Source organism: Aeromonas sp. FDAARGOS 1403 (assembly GCF_019047325.1).
Lineage (GTDB): Bacteria > Pseudomonadota > Gammaproteobacteria > Enterobacterales > Aeromonadaceae > Aeromonas > Aeromonas dhakensis.
The window spans coordinates 2902980-2929059 of record NZ_CP077249.1; the positions used below are offsets into that span (position 1 = coordinate 2902980).

A 26080-nucleotide genomic window follows, 5' to 3' on the forward strand; every position below is an offset into this window, starting at 1 on the left:
TCAACCGCCACAACGGGCGGGCAGCCTGGGTTTGTGATAAGTCATCGAAACCTTGGGCAACTGCGGCTTGTCCTTGAGCCAGGAGGCCAGCTCGGCGCCGCAGCCGTTGCCGGGCGGGATCGGGGCTTGGGGCTGGCAATCCGGGCTGTCGGCCGGGCAGCGCAGGCGCACATGAAAGTGGCTGAAGTGGCCGACCCAGGGACGCAGCTTGCCGACCCAGGGCTCGTCGGCCGCCCGTTTGCATACCTCGGCCTTGAGCACTGGGTTGATGAAGATGCGGGCCACCTCGGGCTTGCTGGCCGCCAGACGCAGCAGATTGAGCTGCTGGGGGCCGAAGCGTCCGGGCAGCACCCGGTAGCTGGGTTCGTCGATCAGCGCCCACTCCTTGGGGGCATCCTGCTCCCAGCGGGAGATGGGTTGGTTGGCCATGCGAAACCAGATGTCGGCATCGAGGCCGGTCTGATGGCTGCGATGGCCGGAGGTGAACGGGCCGCCACGGGCCATGGCGAGATCGGCGATGTAGAGATCCGGCATGCCGGCCATGCGGGTCTGGTTGGCCAGGGTGGTGAGGTAGGCGATGAGTTCGGGGTGGCCGTAGTAGCGCAGTCGTTTGGTGCGGATCACCTGATAGCCGGGGCCGCTCAGCGGCAGCGCTACTCCATTTTTGAGGCAGCCGGCGGCGTAGCCGCCAATGGCCTCGGCCTGGCGGGGGTGAGGTTCGGCAAGAAAGGCACTGGCCATGAAAAGCAGGGTGGTGGTAAGCATGAGACTCCCGACAAGCGTGCAAATGGACTCAGATGGAGGGAATCATATCAAGAGTGCGGCGAAGCCGTCATCCAGCTGGCGGCACGGGTTGCATCCTGCGGGGCGGCTCGCGCACAATGCGCGACAAAAATGGCGCGCCCAAGCGTCTATGAATAAGGAGAGATGAATGAAGGTCAGTGAGCTGGTGAACAAAACGGGGCTGGTCTGGCTGATGCCCCCCGCCCGCCGTTTCTATCCGGTGATGGCGGTTTTGCTGCTGGCGAGCCTGCTCACCGTGCTGGCCGCCATCGCTTTGGGTTACCCACAGATGGGGCTGCTGCCCTGGGTCGGGCTGGTGTTCGGCGGTATCGTGCTGCTGATGATGGTGCTGCCTCGCAGCTGGCAGCGCTGGCGGCTGGCGGAGCTGGCCTGGGACGAGACCCATCTCTATCTGCTCAATGGCAGCAACGATCAGGCGCTGGCGCTGCCCAGGGCGGCATTGGTCGGGGTCGAGCGGGATCGCAAGGTGGGCCACGATGGTCAGTGGCTGGCTTTCAGCCTGGATCTGGCGCTCGATGAAGAACAACTGGCTGCCGCCACCGCGCTGATGGGGCTCGGCCGCGAGGGAACCCACGCCGTGGCGCCCGGTATCTATCGTTTCGGCTTTAAGCGGGCCTGGCATGGCCGGTGTACGCTGCAGGGGCTGCTGGACGCCCTGCTCCCCATATGAGCTGACTATTTTCTCGACAATCTTTGCCAAAGCTCAGATACTGCCATTGACTCGAATTGATCTTGTCCGCTCTGTTCGCCCAACAGATCAATGAGTTGAGTAAACGGAGCGGGGAAGTGCCCGGACACGACGTCCCGGCAGGTCCGGCATGGGGGGTGTGCCCTTACCTTTGTGTTGGTGATTGGATAGAGAAGGCACCTTGAATCGAGAGTGGATGGCATGAAGATTTACGTAGGTAATCTGTCGTACCGGATGACGGCCGACGAACTGAAAACCGTGTTCAGCCAATTTGGGCAGGTAGACAAGGTCGATATCATCATCGATCGCGATACCGGTCAGTCCAAGGGGTTTGGCTTCATTGAAATGCCTGTCAATGGCGAGGCCGAAAAAGCCATCGCCGGTTTGCATGGCACCGAGATTGGTGGCCGTACCATTACGGTCAACCAGGCCAAACCGAAGACAGATGCACCACGTGGTCGCCCCCAGCGTCATCGCTGAGCTGCCTCGATAACGCAAAACGGCATGGGTTTCCCCCATGCCGTTTTTGTTTGCGCCTCTGGCCGGTTCGTCAGGGCACGTCGTAGCCGAGCGCCGCCTTGCGGATGCGGAACCACTGCTGACGGCTGAGGACGATGGACTGGGAGGCCACGGCAGCGGCGATCCGCTCCCGCTTGCCGGAGCCTATCAGCGGTAGCGGCTGGCTTGGCAGCATCATGACCCAGGCATAGACCACCTGCTCGATCTGCTCGACGCCCACCTCATGGCGGATCTGCTCGAGCTCGGCGCGCAGCGGGGCATATTCAGGGGCCTGGAACAGGCGTCCCCCCCCGAGGCAGGACCAGGCCATCGGCTTGATGCGCAGCTGCTGGCACTGATCCAGGGTGCCGTCCAGGGTGGTGCTCTGATTGAGCGGCGAGATCTCCAGTTGGTTGGTCACCAGCGGGAAGGGCAGGCGTGACTGCAGCAGCTCGAACTGACGGGCTGTGAAGTTGGAGACGCCGGCATGCTTGATCTTGCCCGCCTGCTTGAGGGTGATGAAGGCGTCGGCTACCTCGTCGGCATCCATCAGGGGATCCGGGCGGTGGATCAGCAGCAGATCCAGGTGATCGGTGCCGAGCTTTTGCAGGGAGGCCTCGGCGCTGGCGATGATGTGCGCCTTGCCGGTGTTGTAGTGATTCAGCGAGTGCTCCGGCTTGGCGGTGAGGGCGATGCCGCACTTGCTGACGATCTCCATCCGGTTGCGCAGGGAGGGGTCAAGGCGCAGCGCCTCGCCGAAGGCCTGCTCGCACTGGTAGCCGCCATAGATGTCTGCGTGATCGATGGTGGTGACCCCCAGATCCAGGTGGTACTTCATCAGATCCAGCAGGGCGCTCGGGGAGAGCTGCCACTCCATCAGGCGCCAGTAGCCCATGATGAGACGGGAGAAGGTCGGGCCCTCGGGATGGAGGGGGAGGCGAGATACGGACATGGAGGCTCCTTGGCTCATAAGGGTAAAAAGATGCTGCCCGCATCTTGGTCTCTTCTGGTTGGCAAGGCAATAATGCGGCTTTTGTTAATTCGAACTTTGGTTCTGAGGGAGAGGACATGGACGGTTTTGCCGAACGCTTGCAGAGCTTGATAGGAACGGGCAGGGTCAGCGCCTTTGCCCGCAAGGTGGGGTTGAGCGAGGCTCTGATCCGTAAATATCTGAAGGGGGCTGAACCCGGGCTTGGCAAGGCGAACCAGATAGCCATGGCCGCCAACTGCTCGCTGGAGTGGCTCGCCACCGGCTGTGGCTACCTCTATCGGCAGGCGGAGGTGGTGGATCGGGAAGCCCTGGAGGCGGCCGGCAGCCTGTTGCAGGAACAGAAGCCCGGATTGTCGCTGCCGGAAGCAGACGCGCAGGTGATCCTGCTCGCCTATTACCAGTTCTTGCGCAGCCACAAGCAGGCTGACGGGTTTCTCGATCTGGCGCGGGCCCGTGAATTTGGCAGGCACCTGCATGAGGCATAAGCCCGGATGGGGATGGCCCGGCTACGGCCGGGGATTATTCTGATACCCTCTAAACAGATGAGGGCAGCGGGGAGAGGGCGATGGGCTATCTGATCTTGGGCAGCGGCGGCTTGGGCACGGCACTGGCACATGAGTTGTCCGCTCGCGGCGAGGAACTGGTGCTGGCCGGTCGGCAACTGCCAAAAGGGGTGGATCCCGCCTGTTATTTCCCGCTGCAGGAGGTAGACGCCCTCTCCTTCGATGCCCTGTTCACCCTCTATGACACGGCGGCGTTGCCGAGCGTGGTGATCAACACCATAGGTCTGCTGCACGACATCAACTTCATGCCGGAGCGGCGGGTGGAGGAGGTCAACCCCAGGTGGCTGTGCGACAGCCTGCTGGCCAATGCCTGGCCGCACCTGGCTCTGGCCGCCTGCCTGAGCCGGCGCATGACGCCGGATGCCCGCCTCTGGCTCTGCACTCTCTCCGATCTGGCCGGCAGTCTCGGGGCCAACGAGACGGGCAGCCGTTACAGCTACCGGATGAGCAAGGCGGCGCTTAACATGGGGGCGAAAACGCTGGCCCACGAGTGGCGCGAACGCTTTCCCGCCGCCGGGGTGATCACCGTCCATCCCGGGCTGATGGATACCCCCATGAATCAACCCTTCCTGCATGAGCTGGCGACCGAGACCCTGCAGGATCCGGCGCTGGTGGCGCCGCGTCTGCTTGATCTTCTCAACCAGTTGTCGCCGGCCCAGTCCGGCAGCTTCCTCGACTTGCAGGGCCAGCCGCTACCCTGGTAAGCCGTCACCGGCTTCACATTCCGGAAACGGTCCGCTTGCCAAGCCAGCCATGGCTGGCTAACGTCATGCTCCAGCTTCAGGAGGGATGTCATGCGCTATATCGATTTACGAAGTGATACGGTCACCCAGCCCACGGATGCCATGCGCCAGAGCATGCTGCATGCCGAGGTGGGGGATGATGTCTACGGGGAAGATCCCGGCGTCAATGCACTGGAGGCCCGCGGGGCCGAGCTGCTGGGCAAGGAGGCCGCGCTGTTTGTCCCCTCCGGCACCATGTCCAACCTGTTGGCGGTGATGAGCCACTGTCAGCGCGGGGAGGGGGCCATCGTGGGCCAAGGGGCCCACATCTATCGTTATGAAGCTCAGGGGAGCGCCGTGCTGGGCTCGGTCGCACTGCAGGCGGTGCCCATGCAGGCTGACGGTTCGCTGGCGGTGGCCGATGTGGCCGCGGCCATCGCCCCTGACGATGCCCATTTTGTGCAGACCCGGCTGGTCTGCCTCGAAAACACCCACAATGGCAAGGTGCTGCCGCTTCACTACCTGCAGGCGATGCGCGAGTTCGTCGACGAGCGCGGGCTGCAGCTGCATCTGGACGGGGCGCGTCTGTTCAACGCCGCCGTGGCGAGCGGTCACGGGGTACACGAACTAGCCGCTCCCTTTGACAGTATCTCCATCTGCCTCTCCAAGGGGCTGGGGGCGCCGGTGGGGTCGCTGCTGGTGGGCTCTCGCGCCTTCATCGCCCGCGCCAGACGGCTGCGCAAGATGCTGGGGGGCGGCATGCGTCAGGCGGGGATCCTGGCCCAGGCCGGTCTGTTTGCCCTCGAACAGCACGTCGCCCGCCTGGCGGACGATCACCGCCGGGCCAGACGTCTGGCCGAAGGGTTGGCCGCCTTGCCCGGCATCACCCTGGACCTGGCCCAGGTGCAGACCAACATGGTCTTCCTGCAGCTGGCAAAAGAGCAGAGCGGCCCCCTGCTTGCCTTCATGAAGGAGCGGGGGATCCTCTTCTCCGGTTACGGCGAGATGCGGCTGGTGACCCATCTGCAGATAACCGATGACGACATCGACGAGGTGATCGACGCCTTCACCGAGTACCTCGGGGCCCGCTGAGCGCCTCACAACAAAACAGGGCGCCAAGGCGCCCTGTTTTCATTGTGCTGCAAAGAGTCTTCATGCCTGGCGCTGGCCGCTCATCAGCATGGCCTCGTCGGTGGCGTCGTAGATCATCACGGCGATGTGGGTCACCTGGCCGCCAAAATCGGCCAGCGGCACCAGGGTCAGGTTCTGGAACATGTGGGGCGCTGAGCCCGTGATGGGGCGGTAGTTGGAGAAGCGCAGCAGATAGGGTTTCTGTTCCCAGGTGCTAAAGGCGCGGTTGTTGAGCTTGAACACCATGTTGGCCTTGCGTTCGAACCAGGCGCGATCCACGTCGGGGAAGAGGTCGAACAGCACGCCATCGCGCACCTCGCCGGCCAGTCGGCCGCTGTGGCTCTCCATGAAGCCGTTCCACACCTGCACCCTGTACTCCTTGTCGAGTACGACCAGCCCCACGTCCAGGTTCTGGACTATGTTCATCAGCCAATGAAATTCACGGATTTCCATGGTCACTCCTAGAGCATGTGCATGATTTTGTTGTTCATGGTGGCGATGGAATCTTCGGTAAACAGCAGCAGCAGATCGCACTGCACCGCGTAATCCTGGACCCGGTAGTTGATCTCGATGGCCAGCGTGCGGCGCCAGCGACTCTTGTTGGTGTTGATGAGCTCGTTGATGGGCCTGTGCTGGCCGAGCACCACGGGGTGACCTTGGCTGAAGGGGGTATCGAGCTGGCTGGCGTAGCCGCGCAGGAAGGCGCCGATCAGCACGTTGGCGGTGTCCATCAAGAGCTCCAGCTCGGCGTTGCGATCGAGTGTGCCCTGATGGTTCATCAGCCGGGCCAGATCCTTGAAGCTGGAGTCGTGAAACAGGATCAGCGCCTCGCCGGCGATGCCAGCGCCGATGAAGCCCTGGCAGACGGCGGAGAGGGTGTCCGAGTCGGCGGCGGCCGAGAGGGCCATGTGCAGTTCGGATACCTCCAGCACGTTGACGTTGGGGATGGGCAGCACCACGAAGGCGTTGAGCAGGCGGGCCAGCAGGTCAGCGGCCTGACCCATGGAGACGTTGGCGAGCTCCTGATAGGCATCGCGCACTTCGGGGCTGATCTTGATGCCGGTATCTATGCTGCCGGCATCGACCACTGCCTGAGCTGCGGGGCTGGCGGCTTCCGGTACGGCGCTGCCCTTGGCCTGCCACAGATCATGCTGCTTCAACAGGGCGCTGAGGGTCTCCGGGGCGGCCGGTTTCTTGATGAAGTCGAGCGCCCCCAGCCCCATCACCCGCTGATAGGCTTCCGGCTGGATGTCGCCTGAGACCACGATCACCTTATTGCGCAGCCCTTCGCGCTTGAGGGTCTCCAGTACGCCGTAGCCGTCCATCTCCGGCATGGTCAGATCCAGAAAGATCAGATCCCCATGCCCCATCAGAACCTGCTCTATCCCTTCCAGCCCGTTGGCGGCGTAGTGGAGCGTCACGTCCCAGTCGGCGGGGAGGGCGCGGGCCAGCTGTTTACGGGCGAATCCTGAGTCATCACATATCAATACATTCATAGTGTTAGGCCGGCCTGGTCAACGAGGATTGCTATAAGTGTGGCCCGCCAACGGTCAGATGCAATGAGACAGGCTGGTCGCCGGTGAAAATTGGTTGTCCCACTGCAGGCTCCGGTAGCGCGCTGAATATTTTTCAACAAAATCAGCGAACATCTTAACACGCAACGGGGCAAACTGAGGCTGGCAACGCAACATGTAGAAGGGGCGGTTGCCGGTTTTCCAGTCGGGCAGCACCGCGACCAGCTGCTCATCCTGCAGGAAGGGGTGTACGTAGTGGAGCGGGGCGTTGACGATCCCCAGGTGCCGTCTGGCCGCGCGAACGGCGGCCTGGGTCTGGTTGACGGTGAGCCTGGCGGCCCGCTTGATCTGCACCGTCTGCTCCTCCCGGTCGGTCAGTTGCCAGTGCTGATGGGGCCAGCAGTAGATGAGCGCATGCTCCTCCAGCTGGCCCGGATGGGCGGGGGTGCCCATTTTCTCCAGATAGAGGGGGGAGGCAAACAGACCGTATTCGATGTGACCGAGGCAGAGCGCATTGGGCAGAGACTGGGGGAGCTCGCCGTTGAAAAACACCAGATCCCTATCGTTGTCGAACAGGTGTTGGTGATCGTTGGTCTGGGTGATGTCGAACTGCACCTCGGGGTAGCGCAGGCCAAAGTCCGCCAGCATGTCGACCAGGATGGTGTTGGAGAGGGCGATGGGGGCCGCCAGGCGGATCACGCCGTTGAGGTCGGCCTCTTTGCCCTGGATCTCGCCAGTGGCCTGCTCGATTTCACCGAGCGGGGTGCACAGGCGCTCGTAGTAGCGCAGTCCTTCATCAGTCAGGCGGAGTTTGCGGGTGGATCTGTGTAGCAAGGAGCAGCCGAGCTGCTCTTCCAGCTGAGAAATACGTCGACTGATGGTGCCGGTGGGCATGCCCAGTGCGGCGGCCGCGTGGGAGAAGCCTCCCTCTTGTACCACCTTGACGAACAGATAGAACTCTTCGATGTACTTCATAAGCGGTGTTCTGGGTGTAACAAGGCAGTGACCTTAAGAAGTGCGGCCAGCCTTGGCAAGCTCAATCCGGCGTTTAATTGATCTGGATTAGATTCGACTCCCGCTGATACTGGTGCAAAAGTCGGACAAATTCGGCCGGATCCCGGTCCAGGCTGTTGTCCGACACCAGCAGATCGTAGCCGAGCAGATCACGCAGCCGGGTCATGCGGTTGGCCAGCATGGCGATCACCCCCTCATAGCGTTGACCGGAGGGGGAGCGAAAGTGACTCTCTTCCAGCAAGCCTTCCCCCTGAAAGGGGTCGCCGCAGCCCCCGCCGATGCATTCGGGTTGCTCACTGCGCAGTGCCTGCAACAGGACGCCACGCTGCTCGGTCAGCAGACGCACGGCCAATCTGGGTGTGATCAATGTCAAAAAATCGTCGTAATCTTTGATCTTCAAACCTATGTAGGGCAGGGGGACCAGATCCCAGCCCAAATGAATGCGTGGCTGGTCGATTCGCTGAATATTTCTCCATTTCAGGATCCAACCGCCGTATTTGTGGTGATATTGCAGACAATCGTGACAGAGCGACAGGCTGAAATGGGGCTCGACCAGCTTCAATGAGCCGATAAAGATCATCATCAGACCCGCCAACAGGCCGGAGACCGGGGGGATTAGTGGTTGTTCACCGAGTAAAAAAAGTATAAAAATCATAGCAATGCTTACTATGATGCCCAACAATACCAACGTGAGTCCGTTTTTCCTGACCATGGGTTTCACATGTAGCGTTTTCATATGAAGTCAGCCCCTTGCGCATGCTTGTTTCCATTATGGGCTGGATCCGATTTTGTACCAGCATCGGTTGCCCGGGAGGGCTCTCCGCCGCTGGGTTTCCCAGTGATCACATACCATGAATCACCATATTAGATGAATACGCTAGACGAACGGTTATTGAACGGGATGGATGTGTTGCATACCCCAATCTGGGTGTATGACATCCGGCATCACCATATCTATTGGGCCAATCGCGCCGCTTTGAATGTGTGGGAGGCCAGCTCGCTGGACGAACTGCAGTCGCGCGATTTCTCGGCCGACATGGCACAGGCCATCGATCTGCTGTTGCAGCGCTACCTCGGGGACTTTCAGCAGGGGCGCAGCTACAGCGAGTGGTGGACCCTCTCCCCAAAGGGGGTAAAGAAACAGGTTTATTTGCGCCTCTCCGGTATCCAGTTGGCGGGGCGGCTGATGATGATGACCGAGGCGGTCATCGATGCCGACACCCTCTATCAGGAGTCCTCCCTCGCCACCGGCGATACCCTGGCTTGCCTGTTTGACAACCTGGGGCGGCTCGAGAGCGGCAATCACCACTTCGAGATGTGCTTCGGTGATGAGGTACATCACCTCTCCCAGCTCTTCTCCGGCAATGACGACGCCTTCTATCAGAAGCTCTCCCGGCTCGATGAGGTGGTGGCCGAGGGGGAGTGCCGCACCCTCAAGGGGATGCGCTGGTTTCAGTACCAGTTTCGTCACATCCAGCAGGGGGCCCAGATCCTGCTCACCATGCGTGATATCACCGACCGCAAGCTGGAGGAGCTGGAACATCGCCACCTGGCCTGGCACGACTCGCTGACCGGGCTGCTCAATCGCTATGGCTTGATGAAATCGCTGGAAGCCTATTGCGGGCTGGGCGGGCGCTTCGCCCTGGTGTTCATGGACCTGGACAACTTCAAGCTGGTCAACGACAACTACGGCCACAAGGCCGGTGACCGGCTGCTGGAGCGGGTCGCCGGGCGGCTCAAGCAGATCTGTCCGCGCGATGTGGAGCTGGCCCGGCTCGGTGGCGACGAATTTACCGCGCTGGTGCCGCTCAGCCACTCCAGCGATCGGGCGCAGGAAGTGGCCGACCTCATGCTCTCCCAGATGACCAAGCCGTTGCAGCTGAGCGGAGTGCCCGAGGTGACCATCGGCGGCAGCATCGGCATCGCCATCTATCCGGATGATGCGGATGACGGCGACAATCTCATCACCCGCGCCGACATGGCCATGTATCAGGCCAAGCAGATGGGGCGGCTGCGCTGGCAGCGTTTCACCCCCAGCATGCAGCAGACCTTGCATCGCAAGCTGACCCTGAAGCAGTTCCTGGCCAAGGCCATCGGGCGGGGGGAGCTGAGCCTCTGCTACCAGCCCCAGGTGGATGTGGCAAAAGGCAGGTTGCTCGGGTACGAGGCGCTGCTGCGCTGGCACAATCCCGTATTGGGCCATGTCTCGCCGGTGGAATTCATCCCGCTGGCGGAAGAGATGGGGCTCATTCGCGAGATAGGTGGCTGGGTGTTGTCGACGGCGCTGGCCCAGATGGCCCACTGGCAGAAGGAGTGGCGGGTGAGCGTGCCGGTGTCGGTCAATCTCTCCGGCTTTCAGCTCTCGTCCTCCCTGCCGGAGCTGGTGGCCCAGCAGCTCAAGGAGTTTGGCGTGGATGCCGGCCTGCTCACGCTGGAGCTGACCGAGACGGTATTGATGCTGGACATGAAGGGGTGCATCGAGATCCTCGATGGCCTGAGCGAGCAAGGGATCAAGATTGCCATCGACGATTTCGGTACCGGCTACTCGTCGCTGGCCTATCTCAACCGGCTGCCCATCGACACCATCAAGCTGGATCGCTCCTTCGTGGTGGGGCTCAACCTGCCGGTGATCCGGGCCACCGTCGCCATGGCCACCAGCCTGGGCCTTGGCATCATGGCCGAAGGGGTGGAGGACGAACACGAACTGGCCGCCCTGCGCACCCAGGGCTGCCACGTGTTTCAGGGATTCTTGTTCAGCAAGCCGATGTCGGTGGCGCAGGTGGAAGAGAGCGGCTTCGTGGTCAGCTGCAAGGCGGGCAACTATCCGCTGGCCGGTTAGCCGGTCGTGCTGTGACGCGAGCGCGGGGGGCCTTGGGCCCCCCGCTGTTTTTGGGTAGAGTGTGGGCTTCTTCATATGGAGGCAACATGAACCCGACTCTCGACCTTATTCTTGCCCATCGCTCCATTCGTCAATTCACCGCCGACCCCATCAGCGAGGCCCAGCTCGACCAGATCCTGAGTGCGGCACAGGCCGCCTCCAGCTCCAGCTTTCTGCAGGCCAACAGCATCATCCGGGTGACCGACAAGGCCCTGCGCAGCCAGCTTGCCGAACTGGCGGGGCATCAAGCCTATGTAGCCCAGGCGGCCGAGTTCCTGCTCTTTTGCGCCGATTATCATCGCCACTGCGAGGTGGTACCGGATGCCCAGACCGGCTTTGTCGAGCAGTTGCTGATCGGCGCCATCGACGGCGCTCTGATGGCCCAGAATGCCCTGCTGGCAGCCCAATCCATGGGGCTTGGCGGTGTCTACATCGGCGGGATCCGCAACAACCCGGCTGCGGTGAGCGAGGCGGTGGGTCTGCCGCATCAGGTGATCCCGCTGTTCGGGCTCTGTCTCGGCCATCCGGCTCAGGCGCCTGAGCAAAAACCCCGCTTGCCCCGCGCTCTGGTGGTGCATGAAAATCGCTATCAGGCCGAACTGGATCGGGAGCTGCTTGCCAGCTATGACCGGCAGATCGAGGCTTATTACCAGTCCCGCAGCAGCAACAACAAGCAGCAGAGCTGGAGCGGCCAGATCCGGGGCATTCTTGGCAAGGAGGCGCGGCCCTTCATGCAGGATTTCCTGCGATCCCGGGGCTTCAGCCTCAAGTAATGAGCCCGATGGGCGATACTAAGGGTTAATGGCGGTGTCGCCAGCGCCGCGTGATCCCGGTTTTCCCCCGTGTTTGTGCCCACCTTGCGGCACAAATCGGGGGCAAGCCTTGCGGTGCGGACTACCTTAACTAGGTAAGCTGTTGTAGGATCACGCAATTGAATTGGGACAGGAGTTTGGACTTCCTATGATTTTAACCTTGGTATTGCTGTCTATTGGCGCACTCCTGTTTCTGGTCATCGCCTATAACGTGATGCAGCAATATAAGCAGAAGGCAGAGGCCGACAAGCGTCACGCCATCGCTCGCTACAAGTCGGTGGTGGATGAAACCGAAGAGATGCTGCTCAACGTCAACCTGGTGCCCTTCTCCAAGAACATAGTGCTGCTGTTGCAGCACCGGATCCTTGATGCCTATCGTGCCATTGCCCTGGTGATGCCCAATGCCCAGATCAAGCAGCGCATTGTCGACGTGCAGACCCAGATCAAGAACGTGCAGGAGAACTACAGCAGCCAGGATGAGGGGCATTTCAAGACCCCCGAATCGGATCGTCAGGCCATCCAGATGTTGCAGCTGGTCAAGAAGATGCGGGCCGTGCTGCGGGTCGAACACAACAAGGGCAAGATAGATCCGCAGGGCTTTGCCCAGGAGGATCGCCGCCTCGAGCTGATGCAGCTCAAGGTCAACATCGCCAACCTGGTGAAGCGAGCCATGGATGCCCAGATCCAGGGGCAATACGGCACCTGTCGCCAGCTCTACACCAAGGGGCTCTCCGCCCTGGCCAGCGTCGCGGATAAAGATCCCTACCTGATGGCGCGGGAAGAGGACATGCGCCAGGGGCTGGCCGGCCTCGATGCCCATCTGCAGGAGCACAGCGAGAAAGAGCTGCAAAGCATCAAGGACAAAGAGGCGGACGAACTGGACGTCTTGTTCCAACCCAAGAAGAAATGGTGATCATGTCACATCCACTCGATACCACACTGGGGCCGATGGCCCCATTTGTTTGCCAGCTGTTGACCGAGCTGGACGCACTTGCCGTCCATCCCGCCGCCATCGAGGTCGACCACCTCTGCTATCGGGCCGCCACCCTGGTGGAGTACCAGACCCTGAAGGGGCTGCTGGCAACCCATGGCGACTTGCTGGTGGAGGGGATGATCGGCGGACGGCCCATCGCCACCTATCGCCTGCATCAACCAGTGCCCCATGCCCACGGCAGCGTGCCCTGCATCGAGCTGGCGGCGCCCAAACCCGGTCGCAGCCATCAGGCCGGGCTGGAACATATCGAGCTGGTGGTGCCTTCGCTGGATGCCTTGCTGGCAGCCCATCCCGAGGTGGCCTTCAAGACCGGCAACCTGAATGATGAACGCAATCCCGATGTGGCGGTGATGCTGGCCTCTGGGCAGATCAAATTCCATCTGCGCACCTTGGCCGAGGTGATCGAGGAAGAGGGGGCGAGTGGCGCCGTGGTGCCGGTGCCTGCCGGCTACTACGACCAGGCTTGATGAGACGGGGCCGCTTGACTGGCCCCGTCTGATATCAGGAATAACATCAGGGATGACAGATGCGGGGGCGGGCGGGGCGTCCCTTCAAATGGCCGAGCCAGAGGCTCAACCCCGCCGTGATGACCAATATCAGCTCGATGCCGAGCACCAATCCCCCGAGTCCCCCCTGCTCCCAGAAGGGGTGCAGATAAAGTCCACCCAGACTGGCCCCCAGATAGTAACCCACCAGATAGAGCGATGAGGCAAGCGCCCGGTTGTGCTCCACGTGCTGGCCGACCCAGGCGCTGGCACAGGCGTGGGCAAGGAAAAAGCCGAAACTCGAGATGAGCAGGCCTGAGAGGATGGCGCCGAGCGAGCCGCACAGCAGCAGGGCACTGCCGAGCGCCATCAGGGCTATGCCGACCAGCAGCAGACGCTGAGCCCCCCAGCGATGGGCGCAGCGCCCGCTGAGGGAGGAGGCCACCGTCCCCGACAGATAGGTCAGAAACAGCATGCCGAGCCACTGGGTCGGTAAGGAGAAGGGGGGGCTGGCCAGCAGGAAGGTGAGGTAGCTGAATTGGTTCAGAAACACCATGAAGTTGAGGCCGCCGATGAGGTAGGCCCCCACCAGCAGCGGATTGCCGAGGTGGCTGGTGATGGCCTGGCGAAACTGGCCCGGCTTGGCGATGACGGGCACGAAGCGGGTCTGGGCCGGTAGCAGCCAGATGACGAGGGGCAGCAGCGCCAGGCTGATGAGGCCGATGCCGAGAAAGGTGTGCTGCCAGTCGCCGAACCAGCCGGCCAGCAGACCGCCGACCACCCGGCCGGCGATGCCTCCCAGCGAGTTGGCGGCGATGTAGACCCCGACGGCGGAGAGCAGGGCCCGCTTGCTGAACTCTTCCCCCATGTAGGCGATGGCGGTGGCAGGCAGCCCCGCCAGCAGCACTCCCTGCAGGATCCGCAGCAGCAGCAGCTGTTCAAACTGGCTGACCAGGCTAATGAGCAGGGAGATCAGAATGGCGCCGGCCAGGCTCCACAACATGATCCGGCGCCGGCCGAAGCGATCCGCCAGCCGGGCGCAGACGAGCAGCGAGACGGCGAGCCCTGCGGTGCAGCCGGCCAGGGTCCAGCCGGCCGACAGCGAGCTGACGGAAAATACCTCGGCCAGCAGCGGCAGCAGGGGGTGGGTTTGATAGAGATTGAGAAACACCAGGAAGGAACCCAGGCTGAGGGCCAGGGTGGCGCGGATCCATTCACGACTACCGACTTCGATCATATGCAATTGTCCTGACAGCTTTGTTGCAGGTTAGTGCGCGCCAGAACATAAATATAATATATTTAAGTTATCCATCTGATAAACCAAATTGATATGGACCTCAAACAGCTCACCTATCTGCTGGCGGTGCGGGATGCCGGCTCCTTTACCAAGGCGGCCAACGGGTTGCACGTGGCACAGCCCGCCATCAGCATGGCCATAGCCAAGCTGGAGCAGCAGCTCGAGCTGCGCCTGTTCGACCGTCAGGATCGCAACGTGCGGCTCACCCCGGAAGGGGAGGTGCTCTGCCGCCATGCCGAGCGCCTGCTGCGTCAGATGCACCAGGCCGAGGCCGAGATGGCCGAACTCAAGGGACTGGAGCGCGGAGAAGTACGCATCGGCATCCCCTACATGATGGGCTCCTATTACTTCCCGCCGATCCTGATGGCTTTCAAGCACCGCTACCCCGGCCTCAAGATCCGGGTGGAGGAGGCGGGTACCCGCGAGCTGTTGAGCCGGATGGTGGACGGTTCGCTGGATCTCGCCATCCTCATCACCAGCGATCTGCCGCCGGCGCTGGAAGGGGCCCAGCTGCTGCGTGAAGAGATGCTGATGGTGGTGGGGGAGGAGCATCCGTTGCGTCAGGCCAGGAGTGTGTCGCTGAGCGAGTTCTTCAGCCAGGAGCTGGCGATGTTTCGCCGCGGTTTCTATCACCGCGAGCACATGGAAGCGCTGGCTCAGGGGCTGGGCTGCGAGCCCGACATCGCCTTTGAGAGCAACCTCATCCCGCTGCTCAAGGCGGTGGTGAAGCAGGGCTTTGCGGTGACCACCTTCTTGCGGATGGCGCTGGACGAAGAGCCGGACCTGACCGGGATCCCGTTCGTACCCCCGATCTTTCTCGATCTCTGCGTGGCGTGGCGGCGGGGGGATCCGCTCTCCATGGCCAACCGGGCCTTGCGGGATTTTCTGCTGGCGCAGGCACAGCCATAAATGGCCAAGAAGGAAAGGCTATCAGGCAAAAGTTTGTTAGTATTAGTTCAAGTCGCCTTTAGAGCCTAACATCATGAAACTCCAACAATTGCGTTATATCGTTGAGGTTGCCAACCACAGACTGAACGTGTCGGCAACGGCAGAGAGTCTCTACACCTCTCAGCCAGGGATCAGCAAGCAGGTGCGCATGCTGGAAGATGAGCTGGGGATCCAGATTTTCGAGCGCAGCGGCAAACACCTGACCCAGATCACCCCGGCTGGACGGGACGTGATCAAGATTGCCAACGAGATCCTGGGTAAGGTGGAGAGCATCAAGTCGGTGGCGAGTCAGCACACTCATCCCGAACAGGGCACGCTCCATATCGCGACGACCCACACCCAGGCCCGTTATGCACTGCCTGACGTGATAAAAGGCTTCATCAAGCGCTTTCCCAAGGTCTCCCTGCACATGCATCAGGGCACGCCGACCCAGATCAGCGAAGCCGTGGTCAAGGGGCAGGCCGACTTTGCCATCGCCACCGAGGCGCTGCACCTGTACGAAGATCTCATCATGCTGCCCTGTTATCACTGGAACCGCAGCGTGATCGTCCCCAAGGGCCACCCGCTGACCCAGGTCGGCAAGCTCTCCATTGCCGACATCGCCCGCTTCCCGTTGGTGACCTATGTGTTCGGCTTTACCGGCCGCTCCGAGCTCGATACTGCCTTCAACCGGGCCGGTTTCGAGCCCAACATCGTCTTCACCGCCACCGATGCGGACGTGATCAAGACCTATGTCCGGCTGGGGGTGGGGATCGGCGTGATGGCGACCATGGCGCTGGATCCCCAGGTCGATACCGATCTGGTGGCCCTCGATGCCAGCCACCTGTTTGCCCACAGCACCACCAAGATCGGCTTTCGCAAGGGCTCCTTCCTGCGTACCTACATGTATGACTTCATGACCCGTTTTGCCCCGCATCTGACCCGGGACGTGGTGGAGCGTGCCATTGCCCTGCGCTCCAGCGATGACGTGGATGCCATGTTTGCCGATATCGAGCTGCCCATCCGCTAGCGCCGCGGCGATACGAGAGCAACAAAAAACGCCTCCCGATGGGAGGCGTTTTTCATGGCAACGAGCGGCGAGGCGGGATCACTTCTTGAACATGTGATCCAGCTTGTTGGCCTTGGTCGAGAGGTAGAACTCGTTGTGGGGATTGCGCCCTTCCTGCAGGGGCACCCGCTCCGCCACCGGAATACCGAAGGATTCCATCGCCTTCATCTTGCGCGGGTTGTTGGTCATCAGCTTGAGGGATTTCACCTCCAGCTGCTTGAGCATGTCAGCGCAGATGGTGTAGTCGCGCATGTCGGCGGCAAAGCCGAGCGCCACGTTGGCTTCAACGGTGTCGGCGCCCTGATCCTGTAGATGATAGGCCCTGATCTTGTTGAGCAGACCGATGCCGCGTCCTTCCTGACGCACGTACAACAAGACGCCACGGCCCGCCTTGGCGATGTTTTCCAGTGCGGCCTGCAGCTGGAAGCCGCAGTCGCAACGCAGACTGAACAGGGCATCGCCGGTCAGGCACTCGGAGTGAATTCGGCCCAGCACCGGCTCATCACCCGTGATATCGCCCATCACCAGCGCGGCGTGATCCTTGCCGGTGCCGGTTTCCTGAAAGCCGACCAGCGTGAAGGTGCCCCAGGGGGTTGGCAACTTGGATTTGGCCACGAGGGTAACGCTGCTCATAGGTTGCTCCTTACTACAGCTGCTTAAAAAAGGGCGGCCAGTTTAGCGCGCCTTGTCCGGAACAACCATAAGAACAAAACCTTGCACTGTTTAATGGCTTGCCCCGTTGTACACAAAGAGGACAGTTGCGACCGGTTTTGCGCAATTGTGTGTGCTGGCGACTGCCAGGTTCGGCACATTTGGGTATAATCGGCGCCCATTACCCCATCCCTCCCGGGATGTGTGCAACAAGTGTGCAGGAGAGACGTTATGCCGCAGATGGCCCCCGTGATGACAATTGATGGCCCAAGTGGTGCCGGCAAGGGCACCCTGTGCCAGTTGCTGGCGGAAAAACTGGGTTGGCACCTGCTCGACTCCGGCGCCATCTACCGGGTGCTGGCCCTGGCGGCCTTGCATCACGATGTCGAGCTCGATTCCGAAGCCGCGCTGGTCCCCCTGGCCGCCAATCTGGACGTGCAGTTCCAGGTCGATGCCGAGCAGGTGAAGGTCGTGCTGGAAGGGGAGGATGTTTCCCGTACCATTCGTACCGAGGAAGTGGGCAATGCCGCGAGCAAGATTGCCGCCTTCCCGCGGGTGCGCGAAGCTCTGCTGCGCCGTCAGCGCGCTTTTCGCCAGGCCCCCGGCCTCATCGCCGACGGCCGCGACATGGGCACCGTGGTTTTCCCCGAGGCGGAAGTGAAGATTTTCCTCGACGCCAGCGCCGAAGAACGGGCGGCTCGCCGCTATAAGCAGTTGCAAGATAAGGGCTTTGATGTTAACTTTGAGCGTCTTTTAACCGAGATTCGGGAGCGTGACGATCGCGACAGAAATCGCGCCGTTGCCCCCCTGAAACCGGCAGAAGATGCTCTCGTGGTGGATTCAACCGCCATGTCCATAGACGAAGTGCTGACAACGGTGCTCGCCTATGCGGAGCAACAACTCGGCGATGCCAGCGCAAGCTGACATCCGGTCGTCTGCACCATGGATGGCGCAGATTATTTAAAACAACCCCGCTTGTGCTGGATGACAAGTGGATGTTTCATTTGTGACATAAACAATGATCGAATCTTTTGCTCAACTCTTTGAAGAGTCCCTGAATGCCGTTGAAACCCGTCAAGGTTCCATCGTCAAGGGTACTGTCGTTGCTATCGAAAATGGTTTCGTACTGGTTGACGCCGGTCTGAAATCCGAGTCCGCTATCCCGGCTGAAGAATTCAAGAACGCCATGGGCGAGCTGGAAATCAACGTAGGCGACTCCGTTGACGTGGCTCTGGACTCTATCGAAGATGGTTTCGGCGAAACCAAGCTGTCCCGCGAAAAAGCCAAGCGCCACGAAGCCTGGCTGCAGCTTGAAAAAGCTTACGAAGAGCAAGCTACCGTTATCGGTATCATCAACGGCAAGGTCAAGGGTGGTTTCACCGTTGAACTGAACGGCATCCGTGCCTTCCTGCCGGGTTCTCTGGTTGACGTGCGTCCGATCCGTGACACCGCTCACCTGGAAAATAAAGAACTCGAGTTCAAAGTCATCAAGCTGGACCAGAAGCGCAACAACGTTGTTGTTTCCCGTCGTGCCGTGATCGAGACCGAGAACACCTCCGAGCGCGAAAGCCTGCTGGCTAACCTGCAAGAAGGTCAAGAAGTTAAGGGTATCGTCAAGAACCTGACCGACTACGGTGCATTCGTAGATCTGGGCGGTGTTGACGGCCTGCTGCACATCACCGACATGGCGTGGAAGCGCGTTAAGCATCCTTCCGAAATCGTCAACGTTGGCGACGAGATCGCAGTCAAGGTTCTGAAGTTCGACCGCGAGCGTACCCGTGTATCCCTGGGTCTGAAGCAGCTGGGCGAAGATCCCTGGGTTGCTATCGCCAAGCGTTACCCGGAGACCACCCGTCTGTCTGGCCGCGTGACCAACCTGACCGATTACGGCTGCTTCGTTGAAATCGAAGAGGGCGTTGAAGGCCTGGTACACGTATCCGAGATGGATTGGACCAACAAGAACATCCACCCGTCCAAGGTTGTTAACGTTGGCGACGTGGTTGACGTGATGGTTCTGGACATCGACGAAGAGCGTCGTCGTATCTCCCTGGGTCTGAAGCAGTGCAAATCCAACCCGTGGCAGCTGTTTGCCGAAACCCACGCCAAGGGCGACCGTGTTTCCGGCAAGATCAAGTCCATCACTGACTTCGGTATCTTCATCGGTCTGGATGGCGGCATCGACGGCCTGGTTCACCTGTCTGACATCTCCTGGAACAACCAGGGTGAAGAAGCAGTTCGTGAATTCAAGAAAGGCGACGAAATCGAAGCCGTTGTTCTGCAAGTTGACCCGGAGCGTGAGCGCATCTCCCTGGGCGTCAAGCAGATCGAAGAAGACCCGTTCAATAAGTACCTGTCTGACAACAAGAAAGGTGCTATTGTGAAGGGTAAGGTTACCGAGGTTGATGCCAAGGGTGCCGTGATCGAACTGGCTGACGGCGTAGAAGGCTACCTGCGTGCCTCCGACGCTGCTCGTGACCGCGTAGAAGATGCCACTCTGGTGCTGTCTGTTGGTGACGAAGTTGAAGCTAAATTCATGGGCGTTGATCGCAAGAACCGCACCGTGAGCCTGTCTGTCCGCGCCAAGGACGAGGCTGACGAGCGTGTTGCCATCGACAACCTGAACCAACAAGAAGAAGTTGTGTTCAGCAATGCCATGGCTGAAGCGTTCAAAGCCGCCAAGGGTGAATAATCCTTGATGCAAGAAAAGGGCGGCGTGTCACGCCGCCCTTTTTTATCTTGGCGTAATGAATATTGCATGTGATCGGGGAAGGAGATTTAACGTTATGACCAAATCAGATCTCATCGAACAATTGGCTGCCAGCCGCATGCATATGCCGGCCAAAGATGTCGAAGCCGCCATCAAGGAGATCCTTGAGCAAATGGCGTCGACTTTGCAAAACGGCGACCGGATTGAAATCCGCGGATTTGGAAGTTTTTCACTGCACTATCGTGCACCCCGTGTGGGCCGCAACCCCAAGACCGGGGACAAGGTTGAATTGACCGGGAAATATGTTCCGCATTTCAAGCCCGGCAAAGAGTTACGCGAGCGCGTGAACATCATCGAATAATGCAGAAAATGGCATACCTGGGTATGCCTTTTTTGTTTTTACGGTTTCTATTGTGGCAATTGTCCGGTTTTGCCAAGTCTTTTCCCATTCGCTCTAGAGTCTGCCGGTGATTTTAAGGATAATCAGCCTCTCATTAGCTACTGACAGGGAGCTCCTATGAAGCGTATCTTGGCCCTCATTCCACTGGTGCTGGTGTTTATCCTGACGCTGGCTATCGGTTCGCAAAATGGCCAGCTGGTGCAGTTCAATTATCTGATTGCCCAAGGGGAGTTCTCGCTCTCCATGTTGCTGGGATTCTTCTTTGGTGGTGGCTTCCTGCTGGGCTGGCTGGTCTTCGGTCTGCTGTTCTTGCGCCTCAAGATGCAAAACCGCACCCTCAATCGCACCATGCGCCGTCAATCCCGTGAATTGGAGCTGGCCCGAACGGCTGCCAAGGAATAATGTCCCTCGATGCTTGAACTGCTTTTCCTGCTGTTGCCCATTGCCGCCGGCTACGGCTGGTATATGGGGCGCAGGAGTGTTCGCCAGGACACCCAGAAACAGAGTAACCAGTTTTCCCGCCAGTACGTGGCGGGTCTCAATTATTTGCTGTCCGACGAATCCGACAAGGCGGTGGATCTCTTTATCCAGCTGCTGGAAGTGGACAGCGAGACCATCGAAACCCACCTCTCCCTCGGCAACCTGTTCCGTCAACGGGGTGAGGTAGACCGAGCCATCAAGATCCACCAGAACCTCATTACCCGCCAGCTCACCATGGAGCAGCGTCAGCTCGCCCTGCAGGAGCTGGCGAGGGACTTCCTCGCCGCCGGCCTGCTCGATCGGGCCGAGAAGCTGTGGCTCGAGCTCACCGAGGACGGGGACTATGAGGAGACCGCGCTGGCCCAGTTGCAGCTCATCTACCAGCAGTTGCGTGATTGGGAGAAGGCGATCGCGGTGAGCGAGCGGTTGCAAAAATTCCAGGGCAAGAAGCTGGCTCCCACCATCGCCCATTACCAGTGCGAGCTGGCCGACATGGCCCTGCGCGAAGAGAATCGCAAGCAGGCCCAGCTGCGTTTTCGCAAGGCCCTGACCGCCGATGGCAACTGTGTGCGTGCCTCGCTCGGCCTCGGCTGGCTGGCCAAGGGGGAGGGCGATCCGCGCCAGGCGGCCCGCGAGTTTGAGCGGGTGCTGACCCAGGACATCGATTTCGCGAGCGAAGTGCTGGAACCCCTGTGCGAGAGCCTGGAGCTGTGCGGCGAGGAGGCGCGTATCCCCGAGCTGCTCGGCCAGGCCCAGGAGGCGCGGGCCGGCTTCCCGGTCACCTTGCGGCTGGCCGATTATGTGGAGCGCCACAACGGGCGCGAGGCAGCTTCCGAGCTGGTGCTGCGCCAGCTGCGGCGCACGCCGTCGCTACGCGGCTTCCAGCACCTGATGGCGCTGCAGTTGCGTGGTGCCGAAGAGGGGCAGGCCAAGGAGAGCCTGACCATGCTCAAGGCGCTGGTCGACGAGCAGATCAAGATCAAATCCACCCACAAGTGCCGGCAGTGCGGGTTTGCCACCCACTCCCTGTTCTGGCAGTGCCCCTCCTGCCGCCAGTGGGGAGCCATCAAGCCGATCCGCGGTCTGGACGGGGAGTAAGAGCCACAACAATGTCATCAACCAGGCCCCTGTGGCCTGGTTTTTTCAGGCCGGGCCGGACTCGCTCCGGGCGGCGAATAACCATCGATAGGAAGTGAGATGCTAGATCCCAAAGTACTGGTTGCGCTGGATTATCAGCACGAGGCCGATGCCTTCGCCTTCATTGAACGTATCTCCCCGGCCCAGTGCCGTCTCAAGGTAGGCAAGGAGATGTTTACCCTGTTTGGCCCCCAGTTCGTGCGTCAGCTGGTTGCCAAGGGGTTCGATGTCTTTCTGGATCTGAAGTTTCACGACATTCCCAACACCGTCGCCAAGGCAGTCGCCGCCAGTGCCGAACTCGGCGTCTGGATGGTGAACGTGCACGCCAGCGGTGGCGAGCGGATGATGCGGGCCGCCAAGGAGGCGCTGCTGCCTTATGGCGACAAGGCGCCGCTGCTGATCGGGGTGACCGTGCTGACCAGCATGGAGCAGTCCGACATGGCGCCGCTGGGCCTTGATGTGACGCCGGCCGAGCAGGTGATCCGGCTGGCCAAATTGACCAAAGACGCGGGGCTGGACGGGGTGGTCTGCTCCGCCAACGAAGCACACGAGCTCAAGGCACTGCTCGGTGACGAATTCAAGTTGGTGACGCCGGGGATCCGTCCCACCGGCTCGGCTGCCGGGGATCAGCGCCGGGTCATGACGCCGCTGGCGGCGGTGGAGGCGGGTGCCGACTATCTGGTGATTGGTCGCCCCATCACCCAGGCGGCCGATCCTGCCGCCATGCTGGCCGGCATCAACGCGGAGCTTGCGAGCCGCTCATAAAAAGAATGCCGGCCCGATGGGGCCGGCATTGTATCCGGTGTTGGCTCACTCTTTGACGGCGTGGGGGCGCAGGGTGACCGGCAGCAGGCCGAGCAACAGGCCGGCGCCCGAACCAATCAGATGTGATTCAATGTGTACCCTGGCCCCGATGAGGGCGGACACCGGACTTTCCCCCGCACTGTAGAAATCCACCCCAAGCTTGATCGCTACCCCTGCCAGCATCAACCAGCCGGAGTGGCGGCGATAGCGAATATCCTGCAGCGCGCCCCACACGAACAGGCCGTGCAGCGCTCCCGATAGCCCCATGTACCACTGGGTCTGCGGACACCACCACCAGATGCCGAGCCCGACGGCGCTCCCCAGCAGCAGCAGCAGCAGCGGCAGGCGACAGCCTGTCAGGTATTCGCGAAACAGGCTGTAGAGCACGCACAGCCCGCTTAGGTTGAGCAGTAGGTGCCACAGATTGGTGTGGGCCAGATTGCCTGTTATGATGCGCCACCCTTCACCCTGGGCTATCAGGGTGCGATCGAAGGAGAGCTGGTGATTCGGCACGGTGAAAAAGAGCAGCAAACTGGCGAGTGAAAGCGTGATGACCCAGAGCAATCCTGATTTTTCTGACAACATGAAACAGTCCGACGACAACAAGAGTCGATACTGTACACGTTGCACCAGAGCCCTCAAAGCCTGTCTGTGCGATTATATTCGACCGGTTTCACCCCATGCGCCCCTGCACATCCTGCAGCATCCGGGGGAGGTGGGTCATCCCAAGGGGACTGCCGTCCTTTTGGCCGCCTCGCTGGCGCAGGCCCGTCTGCATGTGGGTGAACAGGTAGCCGACGTCCCCGAGCTGGCGGCCTTGTTGGCCGATCCCGCGCTGCAGTGTTATCTGCTGTGGCCGGATGAGGAGGCCATCTCTCTTGCCGAGGTGCGAGAGCGGGAGACGGCCGAGCCGGCTCGCCGAGCCTGTTTTCTGCTGCTCGATGGCACCTGGCGTAAGGCCTACCGGATGCTGCACAGCAACCCCGAGTTGCAGCAGTTGCCGCGAATTGGGCTGGATGCCGTCGCGGGACAGTACTCCATTCGCAAGAAGCCGTTTCCAGAGGCGCTGTCGACCCTGGAAGCGGGCTACCATCTGTTGTCCCAGTGGGAGGGCGCACCGGATCGCTTCGCCCCGCTGATGACTCTTTTTACCCATTTGAACCGGCAGTGGCATGATTTTGCCCAGGGCCGACGCAGTTGAACTGCCCAGAGGAGTGACATACGTGAAAAAAGCCGTCGTGGTATTCAGTGGTGGTCAGGACAGTACCACCTGCCTGGTCCAGGCCTTGTCCCGTTATGACGAGGTGCACGCCATCACCTTCGATTATGGCCAGCGCCATAGTGAAGAGATCGAGACGGCGCGCCGTCTGGCCAGCCGGCTCGGCATCGCCGCCCACAAGGTGATGGACGTGACCATGCTGGGGGAGCTTGCCATCTCGGCCCTGACCCGGGACGAGATCCCGGTGAGCTTCGAGCTGCAGGAGAACGGCCTGCCCAATACCTTCGTGCCGGGCCGTAACATCCTGTTCCTCACCCTGGCCGCCATCTACGCCTATCAGGTGGGCGCCGAGGCGGTGATCACCGGGGTGTGCGAGACCGATTTCTCTGGTTATCCCGATTGCCGCGACGAGTTCGTCAAGGCGCTCAATCAGGCCGTCTCGCTGGGGCTGGATCGCGCCATCCGCTTCGAGACCCCGCTGATGTGGCTCGACAAGGCCGAGACCTGGGCACTGGCGGATCACTACGGCCACCTCGATACCGTGCGCCAGCAGACGCTCACCTGCTACAACGGCATTGCCGGCGATGGCTGCGGTGCCTGTCCGGCCTGCGATCTGCGCAGCCGCGGCCTGCAGCAGTACCTGGCCGACAAGGCGGGCGTGATGGCGCGTCTGCACCAAAAAACCGGGCTCGGTGAGAAAAGCGGATGCTGAGCCTGCGTCTCGGCCATGCTTGGGGTATAATCCGCGACTTTTGCAACCAGCCGTGACCAAGATGCATTACCCAATCAACGAGATATTCCAGACCATCCAGGGGGAGGGGGTCTTCACCGGCCTGCCCGCCATTTTCGTTCGCCTGCAGGGTTGCCCGGTGGGATGCCCCTGGTGCGATACCCGCCATACCTGGGTGGTCGATCCTGCTCGTGAAGTGGGTGTGCAGGCGGTGCTCGACTGCTCCAACGAATCCGATGGCTGGAGCAAGATGAGCACGGCGCAGATCCTGGCCAGCTTCCAGCAACTTGGCTATCAGGCTCGCCACGTGGTGATCACCGGGGGCGAACCCTGTCTCTATGATCTCCAGGAGCTCTCTGCCGCCCTCATTGCGGCAGGCTATCAGGTGCAGATTGAAACCAGTGGTACCAGCGAGATCAAAACCCATGAGCGGACCTGGGTCACCGTATCCCCCAAGATCAATATGAAGGGGGGCCTGCCGGTGCTGGTCTCGGCCCTCGAGCGAGCCAACGAGATCAAGCATCCGGTAGCCACCGAGCGCCACGTGGAGGAGCTGGATGCGCTGCTGGCCACCGCTCGTCTGCGCGACGACGTGGTGATTGCACTGCAACCCATCAGCCAGAAACCCAGGGCGACCCAGCTGGCCATGGCAACCTGCATTGCCCGCAATTGGCGACTCTCCATCCAGACCCACAAATATCTGGATATCGATTGAAATGGAGTGGTTGTCCGACGAGCTGGCCTTGCTGTCTCTGGCCAACAAGATGCCGTACGGCAAATATCGGGGGCGCCGCATCATCGATATTCCGGAGCCTTATCTGGTGTGGCTGGCCCGTACCGGTTTCCCGGCCGGATCGCTTGGTCAAACGCTGGCGCTTGCCTATGAAATCAAGCTCAACGGGCTTGAATCCATGATTGTTCCCATTATTAACAGGATGTCGGTATGAGAATATATACGAGGCAGGGCGACAAGGGCATGACTCGGCTGGCCGATGGCGTGCAACTGGCCAAAGACGATATGCGGGTGGAAACCTACGGCTATATCGATGAATTAAATTCTCATATAGGTCTTCTTATTGCCGAGGTGCCCGCAGCGGAAACCGGATTATTGGCAGACCTGTTATTGCTGCAACAGGAATTGTTCGATCTTGGCGGGGAACTGGCATTTTCCAGTGACGCTCAGGAGGCCGCCATCTGGCAGGTGAATAACGAGTGGACCCTGCGACTGGAACAACAGATCGATGCCTACAGCGCCAATTTGCCGCTGCTGAGCAATTTCATTCTGCCCAGCGGCTCCCGGGCGGCGGCGCAAGCCCATGTGGTGCGCACCCTGACCCGGCGCTGCGAGCGTCTGCTGCTGACTTTGGGCCGCAGCGAACAGCTCAACCCGGCCATTTTGCCCTACATGAACCGACTGAGTGACTGGTTCTTCACCATAGCCCGCTACCTGCTGGCCTGTACCGCGACGCCCGAAGTGCTCTGGGTCAAGGCGGCAGAGCGGGGCTGACGGCAGGCCGCAGACAATAAAAAAACCTCGCAAGGCGAGGTTTTTTTATTGGGCCAAT

Annotated in this window: 31 protein-coding genes; 22 read left to right on the forward strand and 9 right to left on the reverse strand. The window is 60.8% G+C overall.

The window, feature by feature from the left end; translation table 11 throughout:
- Nucleotides 1-765, reverse strand: coding sequence for a penicillin-insensitive murein endopeptidase (mepA, locus tag I6L33_RS13725; protein WP_216972701.1), 765 nt, complete (start codon nucleotides 763-765; stop codon nucleotides 1-3).
- Between the two features lie 166 nt (nucleotides 766-931).
- Between mepA and I6L33_RS13730 the strand changes: the two genes are divergently transcribed.
- Nucleotides 932-1474 carry a hypothetical protein gene (locus I6L33_RS13730; protein WP_216972702.1) on the forward strand — a complete coding sequence of 181 codons (543 nt, stop codon included), beginning with the start codon at nucleotides 932-934 and terminating at the stop codon, nucleotides 1472-1474.
- A 219-nt stretch (nucleotides 1475-1693) separates the two neighbouring features.
- The gene (locus I6L33_RS13735; RefSeq protein ID WP_005299863.1) at nucleotides 1694-1972 is read left to right on the forward strand and encodes an RNA-binding protein; all 279 of its coding nucleotides are present in this window, start codon (nucleotides 1694-1696) and stop codon (nucleotides 1970-1972) included.
- Nucleotides 1973-2042: 70 nt separating this feature from the next.
- On the opposite strand, the gene I6L33_RS13740 is transcribed toward I6L33_RS13735, so the two are convergent.
- Nucleotides 2043-2942 (reverse strand): aldo/keto reductase family oxidoreductase, encoded by a 900-nt coding sequence (locus I6L33_RS13740; RefSeq protein ID WP_216972703.1) that lies wholly within the window; start codon nucleotides 2940-2942, stop codon nucleotides 2043-2045.
- Nucleotides 2943-3058: 116 nt separating this feature from the next.
- Here I6L33_RS13740 and I6L33_RS13745 point away from each other — a divergent pair, with 116 nt between their 5' ends.
- The 3 genes from I6L33_RS13745 (at nucleotide 3059) to ltaE (ending at nucleotide 5358) form a co-directional block, all read left to right on the forward strand.
- Nucleotides 3059-3466: an XRE family transcriptional regulator gene (locus tag I6L33_RS13745; RefSeq protein WP_216972704.1), complete on the forward strand. Its 408-nt coding sequence runs from the start codon at nucleotides 3059-3061 to the stop codon at nucleotides 3464-3466.
- 80 nt (nucleotides 3467-3546) lie between these two features.
- Nucleotides 3547-4248: a short-chain dehydrogenase gene (locus I6L33_RS13750; RefSeq protein WP_216972705.1), complete on the forward strand. Its 702-nt coding sequence runs from the start codon at nucleotides 3547-3549 to the stop codon at nucleotides 4246-4248.
- Between the two features lie 90 nt (nucleotides 4249-4338).
- Nucleotides 4339-5358: a low-specificity L-threonine aldolase gene (ltaE, locus tag I6L33_RS13755; protein WP_139398367.1), complete on the forward strand. Its 1020-nt coding sequence runs from the start codon at nucleotides 4339-4341 to the stop codon at nucleotides 5356-5358.
- A 60-nt stretch (nucleotides 5359-5418) separates the two neighbouring features.
- On the opposite strand, the gene I6L33_RS13760 is transcribed toward ltaE, so the two are convergent.
- The 4 genes from I6L33_RS13760 to I6L33_RS13775 all read right to left on the reverse strand — a co-directional run bounded on the left by I6L33_RS13760 (nucleotide 5419) and on the right by I6L33_RS13775 (nucleotide 8661).
- The gene (locus I6L33_RS13760; RefSeq protein ID WP_005299876.1) at nucleotides 5419-5850 is read right to left on the reverse strand and encodes a PAS domain-containing protein; all 432 of its coding nucleotides are present in this window, start codon (nucleotides 5848-5850) and stop codon (nucleotides 5419-5421) included.
- Between the two features lie 8 nt (nucleotides 5851-5858).
- Complete coding sequence (locus I6L33_RS13765; protein WP_117404237.1) at nucleotides 5859-6893, reverse strand: response regulator; 1035 nt, start codon at nucleotides 6891-6893, stop codon at nucleotides 5859-5861.
- A gap of 54 nt (nucleotides 6894-6947) precedes the next feature.
- Nucleotides 6948-7886, reverse strand: a complete 939-nt coding sequence (locus I6L33_RS13770; protein ID WP_017787271.1) for a LysR family transcriptional regulator — start codon at nucleotides 7884-7886, stop codon at nucleotides 6948-6950.
- A gap of 73 nt (nucleotides 7887-7959) precedes the next feature.
- Nucleotides 7960-8661 (reverse strand): DUF2982 domain-containing protein, encoded by a 702-nt coding sequence (locus I6L33_RS13775; RefSeq protein ID WP_208199916.1) that lies wholly within the window; start codon nucleotides 8659-8661, stop codon nucleotides 7960-7962.
- Between the two features lie 165 nt (nucleotides 8662-8826).
- On the opposite strand from I6L33_RS13775, the gene I6L33_RS13780 reads away from it, so the two are divergent.
- The 4 genes from I6L33_RS13780 to I6L33_RS13795 all read left to right on the forward strand — a co-directional run bounded on the left by I6L33_RS13780 (nucleotide 8827) and on the right by I6L33_RS13795 (nucleotide 13076).
- Nucleotides 8827-10764 carry a bifunctional diguanylate cyclase/phosphodiesterase gene (locus tag I6L33_RS13780; protein ID WP_010634259.1) on the forward strand — a complete coding sequence of 646 codons (1938 nt, stop codon included), beginning with the start codon at nucleotides 8827-8829 and terminating at the stop codon, nucleotides 10762-10764.
- Between the two features lie 86 nt (nucleotides 10765-10850).
- The gene (gene nfsA, locus I6L33_RS13785) at nucleotides 10851-11576 is read left to right on the forward strand and encodes an oxygen-insensitive NADPH nitroreductase (RefSeq protein WP_042008172.1); all 726 of its coding nucleotides are present in this window, start codon (nucleotides 10851-10853) and stop codon (nucleotides 11574-11576) included.
- A 187-nt stretch (nucleotides 11577-11763) separates the two neighbouring features.
- Nucleotides 11764-12528 (forward strand): hypothetical protein, encoded by a 765-nt coding sequence (locus I6L33_RS13790; RefSeq protein WP_010634258.1) that lies wholly within the window; start codon nucleotides 11764-11766, stop codon nucleotides 12526-12528.
- Nucleotides 12522-13076, forward strand: a complete 555-nt coding sequence (locus tag I6L33_RS13795) for a VOC family protein (RefSeq protein ID WP_216972706.1) — start codon at nucleotides 12522-12524, stop codon at nucleotides 13074-13076. Before I6L33_RS13790 ends, I6L33_RS13795 begins: the two co-directional genes overlap by 7 nt.
- Nucleotides 13077-13122: 46 nt before the next feature.
- On the opposite strand, the gene I6L33_RS13800 is transcribed toward I6L33_RS13795, so the two are convergent.
- On the reverse strand, nucleotides 13123-14331 hold the full coding sequence (locus I6L33_RS13800; RefSeq protein ID WP_216972707.1) for an MFS transporter: 1209 nt from the start codon (nucleotides 14329-14331) through the stop codon (nucleotides 13123-13125).
- 93 nt (nucleotides 14332-14424) lie between these two features.
- Between I6L33_RS13800 and I6L33_RS13805 the strand changes: the two genes are divergently transcribed.
- Nucleotides 14425-15300 (forward strand): LysR family transcriptional regulator, encoded by an 876-nt coding sequence (locus I6L33_RS13805; protein ID WP_095592934.1) that lies wholly within the window; start codon nucleotides 14425-14427, stop codon nucleotides 15298-15300.
- 73 nt (nucleotides 15301-15373) lie between these two features.
- On the forward strand, nucleotides 15374-16348 hold the full coding sequence (gene cysB, locus I6L33_RS13810) for an HTH-type transcriptional regulator CysB (protein WP_010634254.1): 975 nt from the start codon (nucleotides 15374-15376) through the stop codon (nucleotides 16346-16348).
- A 78-nt stretch (nucleotides 16349-16426) separates the two neighbouring features.
- Here the strand turns inward: cysB and ribA are convergent, their stop codons facing one another.
- Nucleotides 16427-17020: a GTP cyclohydrolase II gene (ribA, locus tag I6L33_RS13815; RefSeq protein WP_010634253.1), complete on the reverse strand. Its 594-nt coding sequence runs from the start codon at nucleotides 17018-17020 to the stop codon at nucleotides 16427-16429.
- Nucleotides 17021-17269: 249 nt separating this feature from the next.
- On the opposite strand from ribA, the gene cmk reads away from it, so the two are divergent.
- The 6 genes from cmk (at nucleotide 17270) to pyrF (ending at nucleotide 22527) form a co-directional block, all read left to right on the forward strand.
- Nucleotides 17270-17962, forward strand: a complete 693-nt coding sequence (cmk, locus tag I6L33_RS13820) for a (d)CMP kinase (RefSeq protein ID WP_017786162.1) — start codon at nucleotides 17270-17272, stop codon at nucleotides 17960-17962.
- A gap of 94 nt (nucleotides 17963-18056) precedes the next feature.
- A complete protein-coding gene (gene rpsA / locus I6L33_RS13825; protein WP_005299919.1) occupies nucleotides 18057-19727 on the forward strand; it encodes a 30S ribosomal protein S1 in 1671 nt (556 codons plus the stop codon).
- 94 nt (nucleotides 19728-19821) lie between these two features.
- Entirely contained in the window at nucleotides 19822-20106 is a 285-nt protein-coding gene (ihfB, locus tag I6L33_RS13830; RefSeq protein ID WP_005299934.1) for an integration host factor subunit beta, read from the forward strand.
- A gap of 156 nt (nucleotides 20107-20262) precedes the next feature.
- Nucleotides 20263-20547, forward strand: a complete 285-nt coding sequence (locus tag I6L33_RS13835; RefSeq protein WP_005299936.1) for a LapA family protein — start codon at nucleotides 20263-20265, stop codon at nucleotides 20545-20547.
- A gap of 9 nt (nucleotides 20548-20556) precedes the next feature.
- Nucleotides 20557-21723 (forward strand): lipopolysaccharide assembly protein LapB, encoded by a 1167-nt coding sequence (lapB, locus tag I6L33_RS13840; protein WP_017765879.1) that lies wholly within the window; start codon nucleotides 20557-20559, stop codon nucleotides 21721-21723.
- A gap of 99 nt (nucleotides 21724-21822) precedes the next feature.
- Nucleotides 21823-22527: an orotidine-5'-phosphate decarboxylase gene (gene pyrF / locus I6L33_RS13845; RefSeq protein WP_139432491.1), complete on the forward strand. Its 705-nt coding sequence runs from the start codon at nucleotides 21823-21825 to the stop codon at nucleotides 22525-22527.
- 45 nt (nucleotides 22528-22572) lie between these two features.
- Here pyrF and rrtA read toward each other — a convergent pair whose 3' ends face one another.
- Entirely contained in the window at nucleotides 22573-23151 is a 579-nt protein-coding gene (rrtA, locus tag I6L33_RS13850; RefSeq protein WP_172442662.1) for a rhombosortase, read from the reverse strand.
- Here rrtA and I6L33_RS13855 point away from each other — a divergent pair.
- From I6L33_RS13855 to I6L33_RS13875, 5 genes are all read left to right on the forward strand, one after another.
- Nucleotides 23081-23767 (forward strand): tRNA-uridine aminocarboxypropyltransferase, encoded by a 687-nt coding sequence (locus I6L33_RS13855; RefSeq protein WP_208199920.1) that lies wholly within the window; start codon nucleotides 23081-23083, stop codon nucleotides 23765-23767. The genes rrtA and I6L33_RS13855 overlap by 71 nt on opposite strands.
- Before the next feature lie 22 nt (nucleotides 23768-23789).
- Nucleotides 23790-24497 carry a 7-cyano-7-deazaguanine synthase QueC gene (gene queC, locus I6L33_RS13860; RefSeq protein ID WP_216972708.1) on the forward strand — a complete coding sequence of 236 codons (708 nt, stop codon included), beginning with the start codon at nucleotides 23790-23792 and terminating at the stop codon, nucleotides 24495-24497.
- A 61-nt stretch (nucleotides 24498-24558) separates the two neighbouring features.
- Complete coding sequence (queE, locus tag I6L33_RS13865) at nucleotides 24559-25230, forward strand: 7-carboxy-7-deazaguanine synthase QueE (protein ID WP_216972709.1); 672 nt, start codon at nucleotides 24559-24561, stop codon at nucleotides 25228-25230.
- 1 nt (nucleotide 25231) lies between these two features.
- On the forward strand, nucleotides 25232-25462 hold the full coding sequence (locus I6L33_RS13870) for a DUF3820 family protein (RefSeq protein ID WP_216972710.1): 231 nt from the start codon (nucleotides 25232-25234) through the stop codon (nucleotides 25460-25462).
- Nucleotides 25459-26022: a cob(I)yrinic acid a,c-diamide adenosyltransferase gene (locus I6L33_RS13875; protein WP_216972711.1), complete on the forward strand. Its 564-nt coding sequence runs from the start codon at nucleotides 25459-25461 to the stop codon at nucleotides 26020-26022. The genes I6L33_RS13870 and I6L33_RS13875 overlap by 4 nt, the downstream gene beginning before the upstream one ends.
- Nucleotides 26023-26080: the final 58 nt, after the last annotated feature.